The organism is Dermacoccus nishinomiyaensis, from assembly GCF_900447535.1.
GTDB lineage: Bacteria > Actinomycetota > Actinomycetes > Actinomycetales > Dermatophilaceae > Dermacoccus > Dermacoccus nishinomiyaensis.
Genome location: NZ_UFXX01000001.1, coordinates 643,757 through 660,695 on the forward strand (window position 1 = coordinate 643,757; position 16,939 = coordinate 660,695).

The 16,939-nt window shown below is 70.0% G+C and carries 16 protein-coding genes; 6 read left to right on the forward strand and 10 right to left on the reverse strand.

All coding sequences use genetic code 11. From position 1 onward, the window contains the following. Positions 1–17: 17 nt before the first annotated feature. Positions 18–2,039 (forward strand): Stk1 family PASTA domain-containing Ser/Thr kinase, encoded by a 2,022-nt coding sequence (pknB, locus tag DYE07_RS03150; RefSeq protein ID WP_115296327.1) that lies wholly within the window; start codon positions 18–20, stop codon positions 2,037–2,039. Positions 2,040–2,116: 77 nt separating this feature from the next. Here pknB and DYE07_RS03155 read toward each other — a convergent pair whose 3' ends face one another. Then, complete coding sequence (locus DYE07_RS03155) at positions 2,117–3,457, reverse strand: class II 3-deoxy-7-phosphoheptulonate synthase (protein WP_006946641.1); 1,341 nt, start codon at positions 3,455–3,457, stop codon at positions 2,117–2,119. A gap of 190 nt (positions 3,458–3,647) precedes the next feature. Then, positions 3,648–4,673, reverse strand: a complete 1,026-nt coding sequence (locus tag DYE07_RS03160; RefSeq protein ID WP_115296328.1) for a lysophospholipid acyltransferase family protein — start codon at positions 4,671–4,673, stop codon at positions 3,648–3,650. Between the two features lie 175 nt (positions 4,674–4,848). On the opposite strand from DYE07_RS03160, the gene DYE07_RS03165 reads away from it, so the two are divergent. Further along, positions 4,849–5,409, forward strand: coding sequence for a hypothetical protein (locus tag DYE07_RS03165; protein WP_074045444.1), 561 nt, complete (start codon positions 4,849–4,851; stop codon positions 5,407–5,409). A 71-nt stretch (positions 5,410–5,480) separates the two neighbouring features. Here DYE07_RS03165 and DYE07_RS03170 read toward each other — a convergent pair whose 3' ends face one another. The 4 genes from DYE07_RS03170 to DYE07_RS03185 all read right to left on the reverse strand — a co-directional run bounded on the left by DYE07_RS03170 (position 5,481) and on the right by DYE07_RS03185 (position 8,716). After that, complete coding sequence (locus DYE07_RS03170; RefSeq protein ID WP_062258368.1) at positions 5,481–6,161, reverse strand: endonuclease/exonuclease/phosphatase family protein; 681 nt, start codon at positions 6,159–6,161, stop codon at positions 5,481–5,483. Further along, the gene (locus tag DYE07_RS03175) at positions 6,158–7,144 is read right to left on the reverse strand and encodes an ROK family glucokinase (protein ID WP_115296329.1); all 987 of its coding nucleotides are present in this window, start codon (positions 7,142–7,144) and stop codon (positions 6,158–6,160) included. The genes DYE07_RS03170 and DYE07_RS03175 overlap by 4 nt, the downstream gene beginning before the upstream one ends. After that, complete coding sequence (locus DYE07_RS03180) at positions 7,141–8,106, reverse strand: ROK family glucokinase (protein WP_006946531.1); 966 nt, start codon at positions 8,104–8,106, stop codon at positions 7,141–7,143. The genes DYE07_RS03175 and DYE07_RS03180 overlap by 4 nt, the downstream gene beginning before the upstream one ends. Positions 8,107–8,227: 121 nt before the next feature. Continuing rightward, positions 8,228–8,716 carry an SRPBCC family protein gene (locus tag DYE07_RS03185; RefSeq protein WP_006946556.1) on the reverse strand — a complete coding sequence of 163 codons (489 nt, stop codon included), beginning with the start codon at positions 8,714–8,716 and terminating at the stop codon, positions 8,228–8,230. Positions 8,717–8,823: 107 nt separating this feature from the next. On the opposite strand from DYE07_RS03185, the gene DYE07_RS03190 reads away from it, so the two are divergent. Next, a complete protein-coding gene (locus DYE07_RS03190) occupies positions 8,824–10,629 on the forward strand; it encodes an AMP-dependent synthetase/ligase (protein WP_074039154.1) in 1,806 nt (601 codons plus the stop codon). 35 nt (positions 10,630–10,664) lie between these two features. On the opposite strand, the gene DYE07_RS03195 is transcribed toward DYE07_RS03190, so the two are convergent. Then, entirely contained in the window at positions 10,665–11,519 is an 855-nt protein-coding gene (locus DYE07_RS03195; protein ID WP_147286879.1) for a hypothetical protein, read from the reverse strand. A 20-nt stretch (positions 11,520–11,539) separates the two neighbouring features. Further along, positions 11,540–11,707 (reverse strand): hypothetical protein, encoded by a 168-nt coding sequence (locus tag DYE07_RS03200; RefSeq protein ID WP_006946593.1) that lies wholly within the window; start codon positions 11,705–11,707, stop codon positions 11,540–11,542. Positions 11,708–12,039: 332 nt separating this feature from the next. Here DYE07_RS03200 and DYE07_RS03205 point away from each other — a divergent pair, with 332 nt between their 5' ends. Further along, positions 12,040–13,866 (forward strand): DEDD exonuclease domain-containing protein, encoded by a 1,827-nt coding sequence (locus DYE07_RS03205; RefSeq protein ID WP_115296331.1) that lies wholly within the window; start codon positions 12,040–12,042, stop codon positions 13,864–13,866. On the opposite strand, the gene DYE07_RS03210 is transcribed toward DYE07_RS03205, so the two are convergent. Both DYE07_RS03210 and trpD read right to left on the reverse strand, forming a co-directional pair. Next, positions 13,815–14,096, reverse strand: coding sequence for an Lrp/AsnC family transcriptional regulator (locus tag DYE07_RS03210; protein ID WP_038567799.1), 282 nt, complete (start codon positions 14,094–14,096; stop codon positions 13,815–13,817). The two genes, DYE07_RS03205 and DYE07_RS03210, sit on opposite strands and share 52 nt — an antisense overlap. Next, positions 14,093–15,178: an anthranilate phosphoribosyltransferase gene (gene trpD / locus DYE07_RS03215; RefSeq protein ID WP_006946543.1), complete on the reverse strand. Its 1,086-nt coding sequence runs from the start codon at positions 15,176–15,178 to the stop codon at positions 14,093–14,095. The genes DYE07_RS03210 and trpD overlap by 4 nt, the downstream gene beginning before the upstream one ends. 246 nt (positions 15,179–15,424) lie before the next feature. Here trpD and ctaE point away from each other — a divergent pair, with 246 nt between their 5' ends. Continuing rightward, positions 15,425–16,078 carry an aa3-type cytochrome oxidase subunit III gene (ctaE, locus tag DYE07_RS03220; protein ID WP_006946553.1) on the forward strand — a complete coding sequence of 218 codons (654 nt, stop codon included), beginning with the start codon at positions 15,425–15,427 and terminating at the stop codon, positions 16,076–16,078. 61 nt (positions 16,079–16,139) lie between these two features. Beyond that, positions 16,140–16,919, forward strand: a complete 780-nt coding sequence (gene qcrC, locus DYE07_RS03225; RefSeq protein WP_006946652.1) for a cytochrome bc1 complex diheme cytochrome c subunit — start codon at positions 16,140–16,142, stop codon at positions 16,917–16,919. Positions 16,920–16,939: the final 20 nt, after the last annotated feature.

Sequence of the window (16,939 nt, forward strand, 5' to 3'; positions counted from 1 at the left end):
CCGCCTAGACTGCGCTCGTGGAGCCGATCCAAGCCGACCCCCTCATCGGGCAGCTGATCGAACGCCGCTATCAGGTGAGAAGCCACCTGGCCGACGGCGGGATGGGGCGCGTCTACGTCGCGCACGACACACGCCTCGAGCGCGACGTCGCGTTCAAGGTGCTGCGCGCCGACCTCGCACGCGACCCCGCCTTCGTCACCCGCTTCCAGCGCGAGGCGCGCGCCGCCGCACGGCTCAGCCACCCGCACGTCGTCGCCGTCCACGACCAGGGGCGCGACGGTGACGTCGTGTTCCTCGCGATGGAACTCGTCGACGGCGTCACGATGCGCGACGTCATCAACCGTGGCGGACGCCCCACCGGCGAGCTGCTCGCACTGTTCGAGCAGGTGCTCGACGGGCTCGGCGCCGCCCATCACGCGGGCCTCGTCCACCGCGACATCAAGCCCGAGAACATCCTCATCAGCTCGCGCGGGGTCGTGAAGATCGCCGATTTCGGTCTGGCGCGCGCCGTCTCGTCGGCGCGCTCGTCCGTGAGCGCCGACAACGAGATGCTCATCGGCACCGCCTCCTACCTCGCGCCCGAGCAGGTGGAACCCGCCCGATTCGGCCACTCCGGTCCGCGCGGCGACGTCTACGCCTCCGCCCTCGTCCTCGCCGAGATGTTGACGGGGCGTCGCTCGTTCGACGGCGACTCCCCGGTCCAGGTCGCCTACCGCCACGTCCACGAAGCGCCGCATCCACCCTCGAGCGCTGACGCGTCCCTGGCCCCCCTCGACGCCTGGTTCACCCGCGCGACGAGCAAGATGCCCGCCGATCGTCCGGCCGACGCCACCGCCTCCGCCCACGAACTGCACGCCGCGCGCGCCCGGCTGACGCCCGAGGCCCTGGGTCACCCCGCCCCGCCGGCCGCCCACGTCACCGCGCCAACCGCCCAGCTTGACGTGCCGGCCGCCTCGCCGGACGCCTATGGCGTCGAGGGCACGATCGCTCCTGGTGCCATCCCATCCACCGGCCAGGACGGCGGCAGGCCGACCGGTGCCCCGACCGGCCCACAGGGTGCTGACGAAGGCCGGAGCGCGGCGCTGCGCCCTGCCCACACGCACGTCATCCCGGCGACGACCACCCAGACGCTCGGCGCGACACCCGCGGGCGGCCCGCGCCGTCGTCGTCGCTGGCCGTGGGTCGCCGCAGCCGCGACGGCGATCGCTGCCGGCGGCCTCGCGCTCGCCCTGACGGTGGGGCCGCTGACGTCGACCGACATCCCCGAGGTAAACGCTCGACCTCAGGGTGAGGCCATTTCGACCCTCCGTTCCGCCGGATTCGACACGCGCGTCACGCTGGCTGATTCCGACTCCGTCCCGGCCGGCCGCGTCATCTCGACCTCACCCGAGCAGGGCTCGAGCCATCGTCGCGGCACCGACGTCACCCTCGTCGTGAGCAGCGGACCGAAGATGGTCGACGTCCCCGCCGTGGCCGGCCTGCAGCGCGACAAGGCTGAAGCCAAACTCAAGAGTGAGGGTTTTGGCCACGTGACGCACACCGAACGGCACGACGTCCGTGAGGCGGGAACGGTACTGTCGGTCTCTCCCGGGGCGGGCGCCCACATCCGTCACGACACCACCGTCACCCTCGTCGTCAGCTCGGGGCCGGAGGAGTTCCACCTGCCCGACGTGGCGAAGCAGACGCAGGAGAACGCGACGACGGCACTGCAGGAGCGCGGCCTGACGGTCACGACGCGCGAGGAGTTCTCCCCCGACGTCCCTTCCGGCTCGGTCATCGGCACCGACCCGACGAGTGGAACCCAGGTGAAGACGGGTGACACGATCACGCTGCGCGTCTCGAAGGGCGTCGAGATGGCCGACGTGCCCGACGTCACCGGAATGAAGGCAGCCGAGGCCCGTTCTCGCCTCGAGGACGCGGGCTTCCACGTCGACGGGGCGTCCTGGCTCGACGAGCTGCTCAGCTCCACCGTCAGCTCGCAGACGCCGTCGGGCGGCTCGCGCACCCCCAAGGGGAGCAGCGTCACCCTGAGCTTCTGACGGCGCACCGTCGGAACATACGACGATGCCCGCCCACCATGAGGCGAGCGGGCATCGTCGTCAGTTCGACACGGACGTCACTGCGCGCGAGCGCTCAGCATCTCCGCGACGAGGTAGGCCAGTTCGAGGCTCTGCTGGTGGTTGAGACGCGGGTCGCAGGCCGACTCGTACCGGCTCTCCAGATCCTCGTCACGCACCTCGACGCTGCCGCCGAGGCACTCGGTCACGTCGTTGCCCGTCAGCTCGACGTGCAGGCCACCCGGGACGGTGCCCGCCGCCTCGTGCACCTCGAAGAAGCCGCGCACCTCGTCGACGATGTCGTCGAGACGACGCGTCTTGAAACCGCTCGCGGATTCGAACGTGTTGCCGTGCATCGGGTCGGTGATCCACACCGGCGCCGCGCCCTCGGCCTTGAGTCGCTCGACGATGGGCGGCAGCGCCTCACGGATCGTGCCCGCGCCCATGCGCGTGATGAACGTCAGACGGCCGGGCTCACGCTCGGGGTCGATCTTGTCGATGATGCGCAGCAGGTCGTCCGGGTCGGCCTTCGGCCCGACCTTCATGCCCACCGGGTTCGACACGCGGGAGACGAAGTCGATGTGCGCACCGTCGATCTCGCGCGTGCGCTCACCGACCCACAGCATGTGCCCGGACGTCGCGTACGGGCGGCCCGAACGCGAGTCGACGCGCGTCAGCGGACGCTCGTAGTCGAGCAGCAGCGCCTCGTGGCTCGAGAAGAAGTCGACGGCGCGCAGGGCGTCGAAGTCGACCCCGCAGGCGGCCATGAACCGCATCGCGCGGTCGATGTCCTTCGCCGTCTTCTCGTAGCGCGCGTTGGCGGCGTTGGCGATGAAGCCCTTGTTCCAGTCGTGGACGTTGCGCAGGTCGGCGAAACCGCCCTGGGTGAACGCGCGCACGAGGTTGAGCGTCGCCGCACTCGTGTTGTAGGCCTGCAGCAGTCGCTCGGGGTCGGGGCGACGCGCCTCGGGCGTGAACGCGAAATCGTTGACCATGTCACCGCGGTAGGCCGGCAGAGTGACGTCGCCGCGCGTCTCGGTGTCCTTCGAGCGCGGCTTGGCGAACTGCCCGGCGATGCGGCCGAGCTTCACGACGGGCGTGCTCGCGCCGTACGTCAGCACCGCAGCCATCTGCAGGATCGTCTTGACGCGGTCACGGATGTTGTCGGCCGTCGCCGAGGCGAACATCTCTGCGCAGTCACCGCCCTGCAGGACGAACGCCTCACCGCGCGACGCCGCGGCGAGGCGGGTGCGCAGATCGTCGCACTCGCCCGCGAAGACGAGCGGCGGATAGGTGGCCAACGTCTCGCGCACGCGCTCCAACGAACCGTCATCCGGCCACGACGGCTGCTGCTTGGCAGGCAACTGCGGCCACTCGAGACCCACAGGACGCGTGGGCACGGACGGGGTGTTATGCGTTTCGGGCGTGGTACTCACCCGAGCGAGCCTAGGCGCCGAACCACGATGGCGCACATCGGCCCTGACTGTGAGACATCACGGGCGACGTGCGAGCCGGACTCGGGGCGGCGATGCCAGGTCGACGCCCCGGCCCGAGAGCCCGGGGCGATGCCCGGTACAGCGTCGGCGATCGTCAGCCGCCGGCGTCGCGAGCGCCGTGCGCGTCGCCGTCGGTCGTGATGGATTCGACGCGCTCGACAGATTCGACACGCTCGACGGACACGGACGTCTCGCCGTCATCGATCGTGACGGCGTCATGAGCCTGGGCGTCATGAGCGGCGTCGTGGACCGCGATGTCCTCGACGTCGGCCGTGACGTCGGCTGCCTCGCCGGCGGGCGCGTCGTTGTTCTTGATGTCCTTGCCGTCCTTGTCCGAGCCCTTGCGCGGCAGGCGGGCGGCAGCGTCTTCGAGGGCCGCGGTGGCGCTGCCCTGGATCTCCTTGGCCACCTGCACGGCGCCTTCACCGAGGGAGCGGGCACGCTCGCCGACCGACTTCTTGCGCGACGCGGCGTACTCATCAACGTACTCCTGGCCGGACAGCAGCATCAGTTCATACATGATCTCGTCGGTGATGGAGCGCAGCACGAAACGGTCGGAGCCCATGCCGTCGAAGCGCGAGAAGTCGAGCGGCGCGCCGAAGCGCACGTGCGGCTGCGCGTAACGGCCGAACTTCTCGCCGGGAGGTGCGACGGTGTCGGTGTCCATGACGGCGACCGGGATGACGGGCACGCCACTCTCGAGCGCGAGACGCGCGATACCGGTCTTGCCCTTGTAGAGACGGCCGTCGGGCGAGCGCGTGCCCTCGGGGAAGATGCCGAACAGCTCACCGGCGGCGAGGATGCGCTTGCCGGTCGCGAGCGCACCGGCCGCGGCGGAACCGCTCGTGCGATCGATCGGCACCTGACCCGTGCCGGAGAAGAAGCCCTTCTGCAGGCGCCCCTTGACGCCGGGCGTCGTGAAGTACTCCGACTTCGCGACGAACGTGACGCGGCGTTCGACGACGAGCGGGACGAACAGCCAGTCCGAATAGGAGAGGTGGTTGATCGCCAGGATCGCCGGGCCGGCGTCGGGAATGTGCTCGAGGCCCTCGACCGTCGGGCGGAAGACCGTTCGAAGCGCAGGCCCGACGAGAACCCTCTTGAGAAGCCAGTAGAGCACGGGAAGTCTTCCTCTCGGGGTGCAGGACGGCTTCACTCTACTGGGTCACACCGGCCTGCACATGCCGCCACGGCGACGCAGCGTGCCAGGATGAGCACATGCGAACCCGGCCCCGCACCTGCCCACCGACGTCCGCGCCCGGGCGGGCCACCTCGCGCATCGGCGAGGCGCTGCGATGAGCACCGAGCCCCGCGACCGCGACTGGGACGCCGAGTTCGCCCAGATCACCCGGCATCTCGACCTCGACGCAGCGTCGGAATCCGCGACGCGCCGCGGCGCCCACCGGGATCTCTTCGAGCCCACATCCGACGAGACCACGCCCATGACGCCCGCCTCGCCGGCCCCGGCTGACGACGGTCCTGTACCCGGCTTCCGACCGCAGTGGCGCATGCCGGACGAGCAGCCATGGGTGATGACGCCGCCGCCTCACGGGCAGGCTGGGAGCGCTGCAGGTCAATACGACCACGACGATCTCGATGACCTGGACGAGGAACCCTTCGTCCCGCCTGAGCCCGCACCGTTCGAGACCGGTGACCCGGCGAGCGTCATCATGCTCGCCTGCTTCGTCCTCGGGCCGGTGTGGCTGCTCTACCTCACCCTGTTCGATCGTGAGGCGGCCACGCTGTGGTGGCTCGTCGCGGCGGGGCTGCTCGTCGGCGGCTTCGCCCTCGCCGTCGCGAGGCAGCCGAAGAACCGCGACGAGCACGACGATGACGACGACGGCGCCCGCGTCTGAGCCTCTGCGACTGCCGGCCCGAGCGGCCTCGTCCGATCCCCCGGGCCCTCCCAGCGGACGTCAGTCGGTCGTCAGTGCGACGTCACCGTGACGTCGACGACGAGCGGGCGGTGATCGGTCGCGACCGTCATGTCGTGCTCCACGGCGCTCATGTCGACCGTCTCCAGCGTCAGCGACGGCGAGGCGTAGACAAAGTCGATGCGCTTGTGCGGTTCGGCGGCGTTGAACGTGTTGATGCGCGGCCCTGCGTCGACGAGCCCGTGTGCCTTGAACTCCCGCCCCGCGGGCCCGTTCTCGAGCTCGTTGAAGTCGCCGGCGATCGCCCACGGCACGTCGCCCGGCAGGTTCGGGTCGGCGATGAGCTCACGCGCGTGCCCGGCGCGCATCGAGCTGTAGAGCGACAGATGCGTGCTGATCGCGAGCCACTTCGCCTCGCCGGGCAGGCACACCTCGGCCCATGCGTAACCGCGCGGCTCTTGCGGACGCGGCACGGTGTAGAGGCCGTGGCCGCTCGCGGCGACGTCGAGGCGCGGCGCCGTCACGATCGCGGTGCTCATGCGGTGACGGTTGCCTCCGCCCCACACGAGCCCGACGGATTCGGCGAACTCGGCGACGCGATGGTCGGAGAACGGATGGCGCGGCATCTCCTGCAGGCACAGCACGTCGGGCGCGGCGTGCCGGATGACGCGCAGCAGGGCCGCACGGTCGTCCTTGAGGCCGCGCACGTTGTACGACATGAGACGGGTGGTCATGCGATGTCCTCCTCGACGGCGCTGCGCGCCAGGTCGGCCGCGCCGATGAGCCCGGCCTCGTTGCCGAGCTGCACCTGCACGATTCGTGCCTCCGGGCGGTACCCGCGCCCCGGCAGCTGCTTGCGGAAGGCCTCGCGCGCCGGCGTCAACAGCATCTCGCCGGCTGCCGACACGCCGCCGCCGATGACGAACGCGCCCGGGTCGAACGCACTCGCGAGGTTCGCGAGGCCGGTGCCGAGCCACGAACCGATCTCGGCGAGCAGTTCGGCCGCCGTCGCGTCCCCTGCAGCCGCGGCCTGGGTGATCATGGGCCCGGTCAGCTTCGTCAGGTCGCCGCCGATCTCGGCCTCGATGTCGTGCGCCATCGGCGACTGCGCCGCGAGCAGCGAGCGCGCCTCGCGCACGAGCGCGTTACCGCTGGCGTACTGCTCCCAGCAGCCGCGGTTGCCGCACTCACAACGGATGCCGCCGGGCACGACCTGCATGTGGCCGAACTCGCCCGCGATGCCGTACCGGCCGCGCTGCATCACCCCGTCGACGAGGATCGCGCCGCCGATGCCGGTGCCGAGGTTGACCATGATGACGTGGCTCTCCCCCGCCACCGCGCCGAAACGCCACTCCGCCCAGCACGCGGTGTTGGCGTCGTTGTCGACGAAGACGGGGAACGCGCAACGGGCGCGCAGGTTCTCGCGCAACGGCTCGTTGCGCCACGACAGATGCGGCGCGAAGACGACGGTCGAGCGGTCGGCGCCGACGAATCCCGCCGCGCCGATGCCGATGGCGCTGACCTCGCCGAGGTCGTCGCGTTCGGCGGCATCCTGCAGTTCATCGACGACGCTGACGAGTAGGTCCTCGACGACGGCGGCCTTCGTCGAGCGGTGCGGCGTGTCGCGGCGAGCGCGCGCGATGACGGTGCCGCGCTCGTCGACGAGGCCGCCCGCGACCTTCGTGCCGCCGATGTCGATTCCGATGGCGAGACTCATGCACGCCCCCTCTCTGCGAGCGCTGCGGCGCCGATGACGCCGGCGTCGTTGCCCAGTTGTGCGACGACGAAACGCGGCGACGGACGGTGCCCGCCGCCCGTCAGCTCGTCGGCGAAGTGGATGCGAGCCGATTCCAGGACGAGGTCGCCCGCCTCCGCGAGCCCCCCGCCGATGACGAAAACGGCCGGGTCGAGCACGGCCGCGAGTGACGCGCAGCCCTCGCCGACCCAACGGCCGATCTTGCTCAGCAGCGCCAGGGCTGCCGCGTCGCCCTCTTGTGCCGCTGCCGTGACGTGCGCGCCGCGCAACGCCTCCGGATCGCCCGCGCAGGCTTCGCGAAGCCGCGCGGCCTCGGTCGCGCCCGAAGCAACGAGATCGCGCGCCTCACGCACGAGCGCGGACCCGGAGGCGTACACCTCGAAACAACCGCGATTGCCGCAACCGCACAGGTGACCGCCCGGCACGACACGCATGTGCCCGATCTCGGCGGCGATGCCGTGGCTGCCGCGCATGAGTTCGCCGTCGAGGACGATGCCGCCGCCGACACCGGTGCCCAGCGTCACCATGACCATGTCGTCGACGTCCGCGCCGCCACCGTGGAGGAACTCGCCGTAGGCGGCCGCGTTCGCGTCGTTCTCGATGACGACGGCGTGCCCCGTCGCTTCTTCGAGGCGTGCGCGCAGCGGCTCGTGCCGCCAGGCGATGTTGGGGGCGAACAGGACGTTCGCGCCCTGCTTGTCGATGTATCCGGCGCACGCGACCCCCACCTTGGGCGCCTCGACGCCCTCGGCACGCGCCACGGCGCCCAGCTCGTCGATGAGTTCGACGGTGGCGGCCACGATGGCGTCGGGCTCCTGCGCGGGCGTGTCGCGGCGCGCGCGGCGCACGATGGTGCCGCCGGAGTCGACGAGGCCCCCGGCGATCTTCGTTCCACCGATGTCGATGCCGATGCTGAGTGTCACGCTCGTTCCTCACTGCTCGCGGACGGCGACGGCGCATGGGCCGTCACGATCATCCTGACGGGGCGGGGCGCCGAGCCCAAATCGGGTGGCGCCCCGGTGGCGGGGCCGTACATGCGGCGCCTCAGGCGGTGGCGTTCGCCCCACCGTGATCGAGATCCGGCGCCTCGGCGTGCGCCTTCAACGCATCGAGGGCCGCGGTGATGATCTGCGTCTCGACCTTCCGGCGCAACGCCGTGTGCAGCGGAAAGCCGGGCCGTGCGTGCAGGGCATACGCGACGTCGGTGGCGTCGCCGTCAGCACGCAGGTCGTAGTGGCCTTGCATCGCCTCGATGTGCTGCGCCTCGACGAGTTGCCACGCCACCCGTGCGCGGTCGGCGCGACGAGCCACCGTGTACGCGAGCGTCACGACGTCCTTGAACGGGCCGGAGGCGAACGTCAGCTGTGCCTGGTCGACGTCGCCGGAGGGCGTTCGACTCAGCACGACGGCTCGCGCGACGTCCTTCGACCACTGCGGGTAGGCCGGCAGGTCGAGCACCACGTCGAGCACCCGAGCGCAGCTCGCCTCGATCCGGATGCGGCCCTCGCTGAGGGCGTCGCTGTTCGTCGTCATGACACCGAGGGTATGCGCCGAGCGGCGGCAGGGTCGTAAGGTACGCATGACGACGGGCCTCACCGACCGCCGCCACCGACCCAGTACCGACCCAGCGAGGATCCGCAATGCGTGAAGTGAGCACGAAGCTGCTCGTGCCGTTCGACGAGGAGCTCGCGCTTCCGCACATCGTGGTGCGCAACGCGTCCGAGGATCCGCGAGGCATCGGTTACGCCCGGCGTGAGGGCGCGACGTGGGCCGGGGTGACACACGAGGAATTCCTCGCGCAGGTCGAGACGCTCGCCAAGGGGTTCATGGCGGCGGGCGTCGAAGCGGGTGACCGCGTCGCGCTCATGAGCACGACCCGCTACGAGTGGACGCTCACCGACCTCGCGCTGCTGACGTGCGGCGCTGTCGTCGTGCCGATCTACGAGACGTCCTCGAGCGACCAGGTCGCCTGGATCCTCGCCGATTCCGAGGCCGTCGCCGTCGTCGTCGAGAACCAGGAGATGGCGCTCACCGTCTCGCAGGTACGCGAGCGCTGCCCCCATCTGCGCGACGTCTGGCAGATCGACGCCGGCCACCTCGACGAACTGCTCGAGGGTGCCCCGGAGGTCAGTGACGCGCAGATGCGTGCGCGCCGCGACGCCGTCGACGCCGACCACGTCGCAACGATCATCTACACCTCGGGCACGACCGGCCTGCCGAAGGGATGCGTGCTGACGCACGGCAACTTCGTGTCGTTGTCGCAGAACTGCCTCGCGCTGATGGACGACCTCGTCAACGGCGGTGAGGAGAACAACGGCACCCTGCTGTTCCTGCCGCTCGCCCACGTCTTCGCCCGCCTCATCCAGTTCGTCGCGATCGCCTCACGCACACGCCTCGCCCACACGACGATCGGGACGCTCGTCGACGACCTCGGCACGTACGCGCCGTCGTACCTGCTCGGCGTGCCGCGCGTGTTCGAGAAGGTCTACAACTCCGCCGAGCAGCGCGCGCAGGGCGACGGCCGCGGCAAGATCTTCGCCGCCGCCGCCGACACCGCGATCGCCTACAGCGAGGCGACGAACGCCGGACGCCGCGCGCCGCTCACCCTGCGCGTCAAGCACACCGTGTTCGATCGACTGGTCTACGCGAAGCTGCGCTCGGCGTTCGGCGGTCATCTGCGCTACTCCATCTCCGGGGGCGCTCCCCTGTCGGCCCGGTTGGCGCACTTCTACAACGGCATCGGCCTGCCCGTTCTCGAGGGATACGGACTCACCGAGACGACGGCTCCCGCCTGCGTCAACCCGCCGAAGGCGCTGCGCATCGGCACCGTCGGCCCCGCCTGCCCCGGCGTCGGCCTGCGGATCGACGACGACGGCGAGATCCTCGTCAAGGGCATCAACGTCTTCCGCGAGTACTTGCACAACCCCGAGGCCACCGACGAGGCGAAGATCGACGGCTGGTTCCGCACCGGCGACCTCGGTGAACTGGACGCCGACGGCTACCTGACGATCACGGGGCGCAAGAAGGACATCCTCGTGACGGCGGGCGGCAAGAACGTCAGCCCCGCCAAGCTGGAGGATTCCCTGCGCTCGCACCCCCTCATCGCAGAAGCCGTCGTCGTGGGCGACGCCAAACCGTTCATCGCGGCGCTGCTGTGCCTCGACGAGGAGATGCTGCCCGGCTGGGCGAGCGCGCACGGCATCACCGACCTGGACCCCGCAGACGCAGCACAGGATCAGCGGGTACTCGACGAACTGCAGAAGGCCGTCGACCAGGCCAACACCCTCGTCTCCCGCGCCGAGTCGATCCGCGCCTTCCGGGTGCTGACCACGCCTCTGACTCAGGAATCCGGGCACCTGACGCCGTCGCTCAAGGTCAAGCGCAACGTCGTGCTCGACGACTACGCCGACGTCATCGACTCGATCTACTCCTCTCCCCGCACCTGAGACAGCTCACGCCGCCTCGTCGCCGTCGTCACCCCTCACCGGAGCCGACCTGACAGCCAGGTGGTGAAGCTCTCTCGACCCGCGACGAGTGGCGCCGCGACTGCGGTCGCGTCACGCGGTCGGGCGCGCACTAGGGCGACGACCCGTGCGGTGCCTGCACCATCGGCGAGATACGTGACGTAGGCGTGCGCCCATTCGTATCCGAGCTCGGTGCCCACCTGCTCCTGCGGGGGCGGTGAATCCCCGATCTTCTTCTGCGGCGCCGCTTGGGCGAGCGTCGGCCAGCGGCTGCGTTCAGGCACCGACACGAGAGGTGCGGCCGTCCACTCGGCGGCTCCCTCCTTCAGCCACCACTGCGTCGCGTCCGCGCCGAACTGCCCGAGCGACAGATGCGTCAGCTCGTGCGCGAGAACGACCCGGCGGCCGCCCTCCGTCAGCGACGAGGCGACAGAGGGCGCGAGGAACACACCCTGCCTCGTGGTGACGCCCGCGGTGTCGGCGTCCAACCCGTCGGCACTCGCCGCGAACTCCGCGTCGTCCCGGCAGAGCGTCACCCGCAGATCACCTTCGAGACCCGCCGGCCGCGTGGTGCCCCACACCTCAGCGATCCGGTGCGCGGCCGCCTCGACGCGCGCGCGCCACTGCGCCGAGGCATCGTCCCCGGCCCCTGATGGCGAGGACGCGCCTTCGTCGAGCGCGTTCGGCAACCGCAGCACCACGCGCCCGAGGACGGTGTCGATCGTGAGGCTGGAGACCCCGCCATCGGTTCCGCCACTTGCCTCGGCTGACGACGATGTGCCCCCGGGTCGGCGCTCGCACCCTGCGAGCCCCAGGATCGCCCCCGCGGGGGCGCTGACGCCTCCCAGGACGAAGTGGCGTCTCGACAGCATGGCGCAAGCGTAGGAGGTTCTCACACGGCGGCGCGCAGACCGGCGAACGGAGCGCTCTCCAGCAGCGCTGACGCCGCGTCCTCATCACCGACGAGACCGGCGCTGCAGAGCATGTCGAGAACACGGTGGTCCTCCTCCTCCCAGACGGGGCCGCTGGTGACGGCGGGCATGTCCAGGAACGTCTTCATGACGCACGTGTCGCACGCACGACCTCGTGCCGGGCACGAATCACAGGTGATGAGCATGACGCCTCCTCGAAGCGCTGATCGGTCGATTCCCCAACGGGTCTCGATGTGTTTCGCACGCTAGGTTCGAGCACCGACAACCCCGCCGTCCCGGGCGATTCGGGGGTCATCGACACGTTCGTCGCGGTCGAAGATCGCCCGCGTCCGACCTCCGCGACCGCCCGTCGCGGCGCGCCTCGTCCCTGCCGCGCCGCCTGCCCGTCCCCACCCCCTTGAAAGGCACCGGCCACCGCCTCATCCGGGGGTTGTCACCACCGCCGTCTAGCGTTCGCGACATGGTGACGAACACGCAGACGAATCCGACCGCGGTGCAGGGCTGCCTCGACGATCTCGGCACCCCGTTGCACGACGTCACCTTCGTCATCGTCGACCTCGAGACCGCCGGGGGTCGCCCGGGCGCGCAGGGCATCACGGAGATCGGCGCCGTCAAGGTCCGTGGCGGCGAGGTGCTCGGCGAGTTCGCCACCCTCGTCGACCCCGGCTGCGCGATCCCACCGCAGATCCAGCGGCTCACCGGCATCACGACGGCGATGGTGCACGACGCGCCGAAGCTGGCATCGGTGCTGCCCGCATTCTTCGAGTTCCTCGGGCCCGACGCCGTCCTCGTCGCCCACAACGCACCCTTCGACGTCGGCTTCCTCACGGCGGCCGCACGGGATCTCGAGGTCCCGTGGCCCGCTCCTGCGGTCGTCGACACGGTCAAGCTCGCCCGCGCCCTCGTGCCGCGCGACGAGGTCCGCAATCACCGCCTCGGCACGCTCGCGGCCCACTTCGGCGCAAGTGTCAACCCGAATCACCGCGCCCTCGCTGACGCCCAGGCCACCGTCGACGTCCTGCACGCCCTGCTCTCGCGAGCCGGCAGTCTCGGCGTCACCTCGCGTGAGGAACTGCTCTCCTTCAGCGCGAAGGTGCCGGCGGCGCGGCGCCGCAAGGCCACCCTGGCCGACGGCCTGCCCGCCGAGCCCGGCGTCTACGTCTTCGAGAACGAGGACGGAAAGCCGCTGTACGTCGGCACGTCCGGCAACCTCCGCACCCGCGTGCGTTCGTACTTCACCGCGTCGGAGAAGCGTCGCGAGATGGGGCTCATGGTCGATCTCGCCGCCCGCGTGACGCCCATCCCCTGCGCGACGGCGCTCGAGGCACACGTGCGTGAGATCCGGCTCATCGCCGAGCATCGGCCACGGTTCAACCGACGCTCGAGCCGGCCGGAGAAGATCGCATGGCTCAAGATCACCGACGAGAAGTTCCCGCGCCTGTCCGTCGTGCGCGAGCAGCGAGCCGACGAGGCGACGTACCTCGGCCCGTTCCGCACGATGGTCGCCGCGCGGCTCGCCCGCGATGCGGTGCACGACGTCCGCCGCATTCGCCAGTGCACCACGCCCATCCGCGCCAAGGGCGGCACGGCGTGCGTCCTGGCGGAGATGGATCGGTGCGATGCGCCCTGTATCGGAGGCATCACCCAGCGCGATTACCTCGACCTCGTGTCGAGGTTGAGGCAGGAACTGCTCAACGAGCCCGGGTCCATCGTCAATGACGTCGAGGCGCGCCTGGCCCGCCTCGCGGGGCAGGAACGCTTCGAGGAGGCCCGCGCTGGGCGCGACGCCCTCATCGAGCTCCTGCGTGGGCTCGACCGTCACCAGCGCCGGGCACCCATCGTCAACAATCCGCATCTCATGGCGGCACGGCCACGTCGGGGCGGCGGCTGGGAGTTCGCCGTCATCCGACACGGTCGGCTCGCGGCGAGCGGTGCCTCACGACCCGGTCAGGATCCACGGCTGACGATCGAGGCCTTGCGGGCGACGGCCGAGGCCGCCGCGACCCCGCCTGCACACCGTTCCGCAGCGCTTGAGGAGGAGACGGAGGTGCTCCTGCGCTGGATCGCGCGCGCAGGCACCCGCATCGTCGAGACGGACGCGCCGTGGGTCAGCCCGCGGGATGCCGCGACACGCTACCTCGACGATCTCGATCCCGTCGTCCGCCGCGCGCACGAAGCGGCAGCCGTCGAATCCGGCGTGCTCGCGCATCCCGGACAGGGGCGGGCGACGACCCGTCAGTCGTCGAGCCCCAGATCGAACCCCGCGTCGAGATCGCGTTGGGAGTAGGTGCGAAAGGCCAGGTGCGTGTCGGTCTCGAGCACGCCGTCGACCTTGTTGATGCTTCCGGAGATCACCTCGGCGAGTTGCTCGTACGCCGTGACGCGCACCATCGCGATGAGGTCGACGCCTCCGGTCACCGAGTAGACCTCCGTCACCCCGGGCACGTCGGCGACGTGCTGGGCCACCTCGGGGATGCGTGCGACGTCCGCCTTGATGAGGACGATGGCGGTGATCATCGGGTCTCCTTCATGAGGGGCTCGGAATCGGCGTCTACGGCACTCGAACCGTGGATCCAGACGTCGAGGGTGCGTTGCGCGGCGCTGGAATCGACGGCCTCGGCAGCGCGCGTCATGCCCGCACGGATGCCGGACGCGAGGTCGTCCGCGCCACCGAAGAGGCTGCCGCGCTCGTACTGGGCGACGAGTGCGAGAGCCGCGCCGGCGTTGAGCAGGACGGCGTCGCGCACGGGCCCGCGCTTCCCGGCGAGTACGTCACGGACGACCTGAGCGTTGAACGACGCGTCTCCGCCGCGCAGCGCCTCGATCGGGGCTGGCGACAGCCCGACCTGCTCGGGCGAGATGCTCTCTTCGATGACCTCGCCGTCGTGCACCCACCACAGGCTCGACGTCGTCGCCAGGGTGAGCTCGTCGAGGCCGTCGTCACCCCGGAAGACCGCCGCATCGGCGCCGCGTTGCGCGAAGACGCCAGCCATGACCGGTGCCATCCTACGGTTCGCGCAACCCACAGCAGCGATGGCTGGGCGCGCCGGATTGGTCAGGGGGCCGAGGAAGTTGAACGCGGTCGGGACGGCGAGCTCCCGCCGCGTCGCGGCGGCGTGCCGCATGGCGGGGTGGAAGCTCTGGGCGAACAGGAACGTCATCGGGGCATGCGTCACGTCTTGCTGCAGCTCGTCGACGTCCGCGCTCAGGTCGACCCCGAGCGCTTCGAGAACGTCAGCCGTCCCGGTCGAGCTCGAGCTGGCTCGGTTGCCGTGCTTGGCCACCTTGACCCCGGCACCGGCGCACACGAGCGCGGCCATCGTCGAGATGTTGACGGTGTGTGCCATGTCGCCGCCCGTGCCGACGATGTCGAGGGCCGGCACGTCGAGCCTGAACGGCCGGGCGTGCTCGACCATGACGTCGGCGAGCCCCCGCAGCTCCTCCACCGTCTCGCCCTTGCTGTGCAGTGCGACGAGGAACGCCGCGAGCGGAACGGGGGCGACCTCCCCGTTCATCACGGCCGTCATCGCGGCGTGGGTCTGCTCTGGCGTCAGGTCCTCCCCACGCATGAGCTGGGCCACGAGGCTCGGCCACTTCATGACGGATCTCCTTGCACGTCGTTCGTCGTACCACCACCCTAAGCGGCGCCGTGACCGTGCGACAGGCGCGTCCACCGACGTCCCGCGTCACCGTGCTAGGCGCTGACGTGCGGGGTTGCAACCGCGTCAACACACACAGGAAGAACACCCTTCAACACCCAGCGAGCACACAGAGCAGATAACGAATATGTGTCCAATTGGGGGGCCGCTGTCATGATCGCTGCCAGGGCAGGACATAATGTCCGGGTGGCGACCGCAACTACAGCTCAGACGAGCGAACACGGCATCCCCGCCGGGCACGCACCGGCGACCCGACCCAACCTGACTGCCGTAGGCACGATGGTGTGGCTCGGGAGCGAACTCATGTTCTTTGCCGGATTGTTCGCGATGTATTTCACGATCCGCTCCGTGGCAGGCGACCTGTGGCACGAACGCACGTCGCACCTGAACGTGACGCTGGCGGCCATCAACACGACGATCCTCGTGATCTCGTCCGTGTGGTGCCAGCTCGGCGTGTTCAAGGCGGAGCACGGCATCCCCCACCGCACGGGCAAGCTGCTCGAGGTCGGCAAGTGGGGAATGCGTGAGTGGTACTCCCTCACCTACCTGTTCGGCGCGATCTTCGTCTCCGGCCAGATCATGGAGTACGCCACGCTGCACGAGGAGGGCATCTCCCTCGACAGCGACGCCTACGGCTCGATGTTCTACATCACGACCGGCTTCCATGGCATCCACGTGACCTGTGGCCTTCTCGCGTTCCTGCTCATCATCGGACGCACGTTCACCTCGCGCACCTACAGCCACCACCAGGCCACGGGCGCGATCGTGACGTCCTACTACTGGCACTTCGTGGACGTCGTGTGGATCGCGTTGTTCGCTGCCATCTACCTCCTCAAGTGATGCGCGACACCACTAGCAGAACCCGAACCCTGACTCCCCCGACCGCCGACAGGATGTCCTTGTGAGCACTCTCGCCGCCCGCCGCCGACACCCGGCCTCCCTGTTCGTCGTCCTGCTGCTGGCCCTGGTCGTCACCGGTGGCCTGTACGCAGCCTTCGCGCCGAAGAGCGCCAAGGCCGAGACGACGTCCGCCAGTGACGTCAACGCTGGCAAGCAGCTGTTCCTCGCGAACTGCTCGACCTGCCACGGCACGAACGCCACCGGCACGTCCGCCGGCCCCTCCCTCGTGGGCGTCGGCGCTGCCGCCGTCGACTTCCAGGTGGGCACCGGCCGCATGCCGCTCGCCGCGCCAAACACGCAGGCGCAGCGCAACACGAAGCAGTTCAGCGACAAGGAGATCGCCCAGATGGCCGCCTACGTGGCCTCGCTCGGCACCGGTCCCAACGTCCCCGAGAAGCAGTACACGACCCCGGGTGGCAACTCGGCCAAGGGTGGCGAACTGTTCCGCGTCAACTGCGCCATGTGCCACAACTTCGCCGGCTCGGGTGGCGCGCTGACGCGAGGCAAGTACGCGCCGCCGCTGACGTCCGTCTCGGGCAAGCACATCTACGAGGCCATGCAGACGGGCCCGCAGTCCATGCCGGTGTTCAACGACACGAACCTGTCGCCGCAGGACAAGAAGGACATCATCACCTACCTCAAGGACATCGAGAAGCAGCCTGCGCAGGGTGGTCACACCCTGGGCAACCTCGGCCCGGTCTCCGAGGGTCTGTTCGTGTGGACGTTCGGCATCGGCCTGTGCATAGCGGTGGCTGTCTGGCTCGGACGTAAGGCAGCGTGATGAAATTCCCCCGCTTCGGC

Excerpts from the sequence above, each read along its gene's own strand:
- DYE07_RS03175 (WP_115296329.1), bottom strand. The coding sequence starts at position 7,144 with ATGAGTCTCGCCATCGGAATCGACATCGGCGGCACGAAGGTCGCGGGC.
- DYE07_RS03185 (WP_006946556.1), bottom strand. The coding sequence starts at position 8,716 with ATGACGACGAACAGCGACGCCCTCAGCGAGGGCCGCATCCGGATCGAG.
- DYE07_RS03200 (WP_006946593.1), bottom strand. The coding sequence starts at position 11,707 with ATGAAGACGTTCCTGGACATGCCCGCCGTCACCAGCGGCCCCGTCTGG.
- DYE07_RS03170 (WP_062258368.1), bottom strand. The coding sequence starts at position 6,161 with ATGACCACCCGTCTCATGTCGTACAACGTGCGCGGCCTCAAGGACGAC.
- DYE07_RS03190 (WP_074039154.1), top strand. The coding sequence starts at position 8,824 with ATGCGTGAAGTGAGCACGAAGCTGCTCGTGCCGTTCGACGAGGAGCTC.
- DYE07_RS03210 (WP_038567799.1), bottom strand. The coding sequence starts at position 14,096 with ATGATCACCGCCATCGTCCTCATCAAGGCGGACGTCGCACGCATCCCC.
- trpD (WP_006946543.1), bottom strand. The coding sequence starts at position 15,178 with ATGAAGTGGCCGAGCCTCGTGGCCCAGCTCATGCGTGGGGAGGACCTG.
- DYE07_RS03165 (WP_074045444.1), top strand. The coding sequence starts at position 4,849 with ATGAGCACCGAGCCCCGCGACCGCGACTGGGACGCCGAGTTCGCCCAG.
- DYE07_RS03205 (WP_115296331.1), top strand. The coding sequence starts at position 12,040 with ATGGTGACGAACACGCAGACGAATCCGACCGCGGTGCAGGGCTGCCTC.
- DYE07_RS03195 (WP_147286879.1), bottom strand. The coding sequence starts at position 11,519 with ATGCTGTCGAGACGCCACTTCGTCCTGGGAGGCGTCAGCGCCCCCGCG.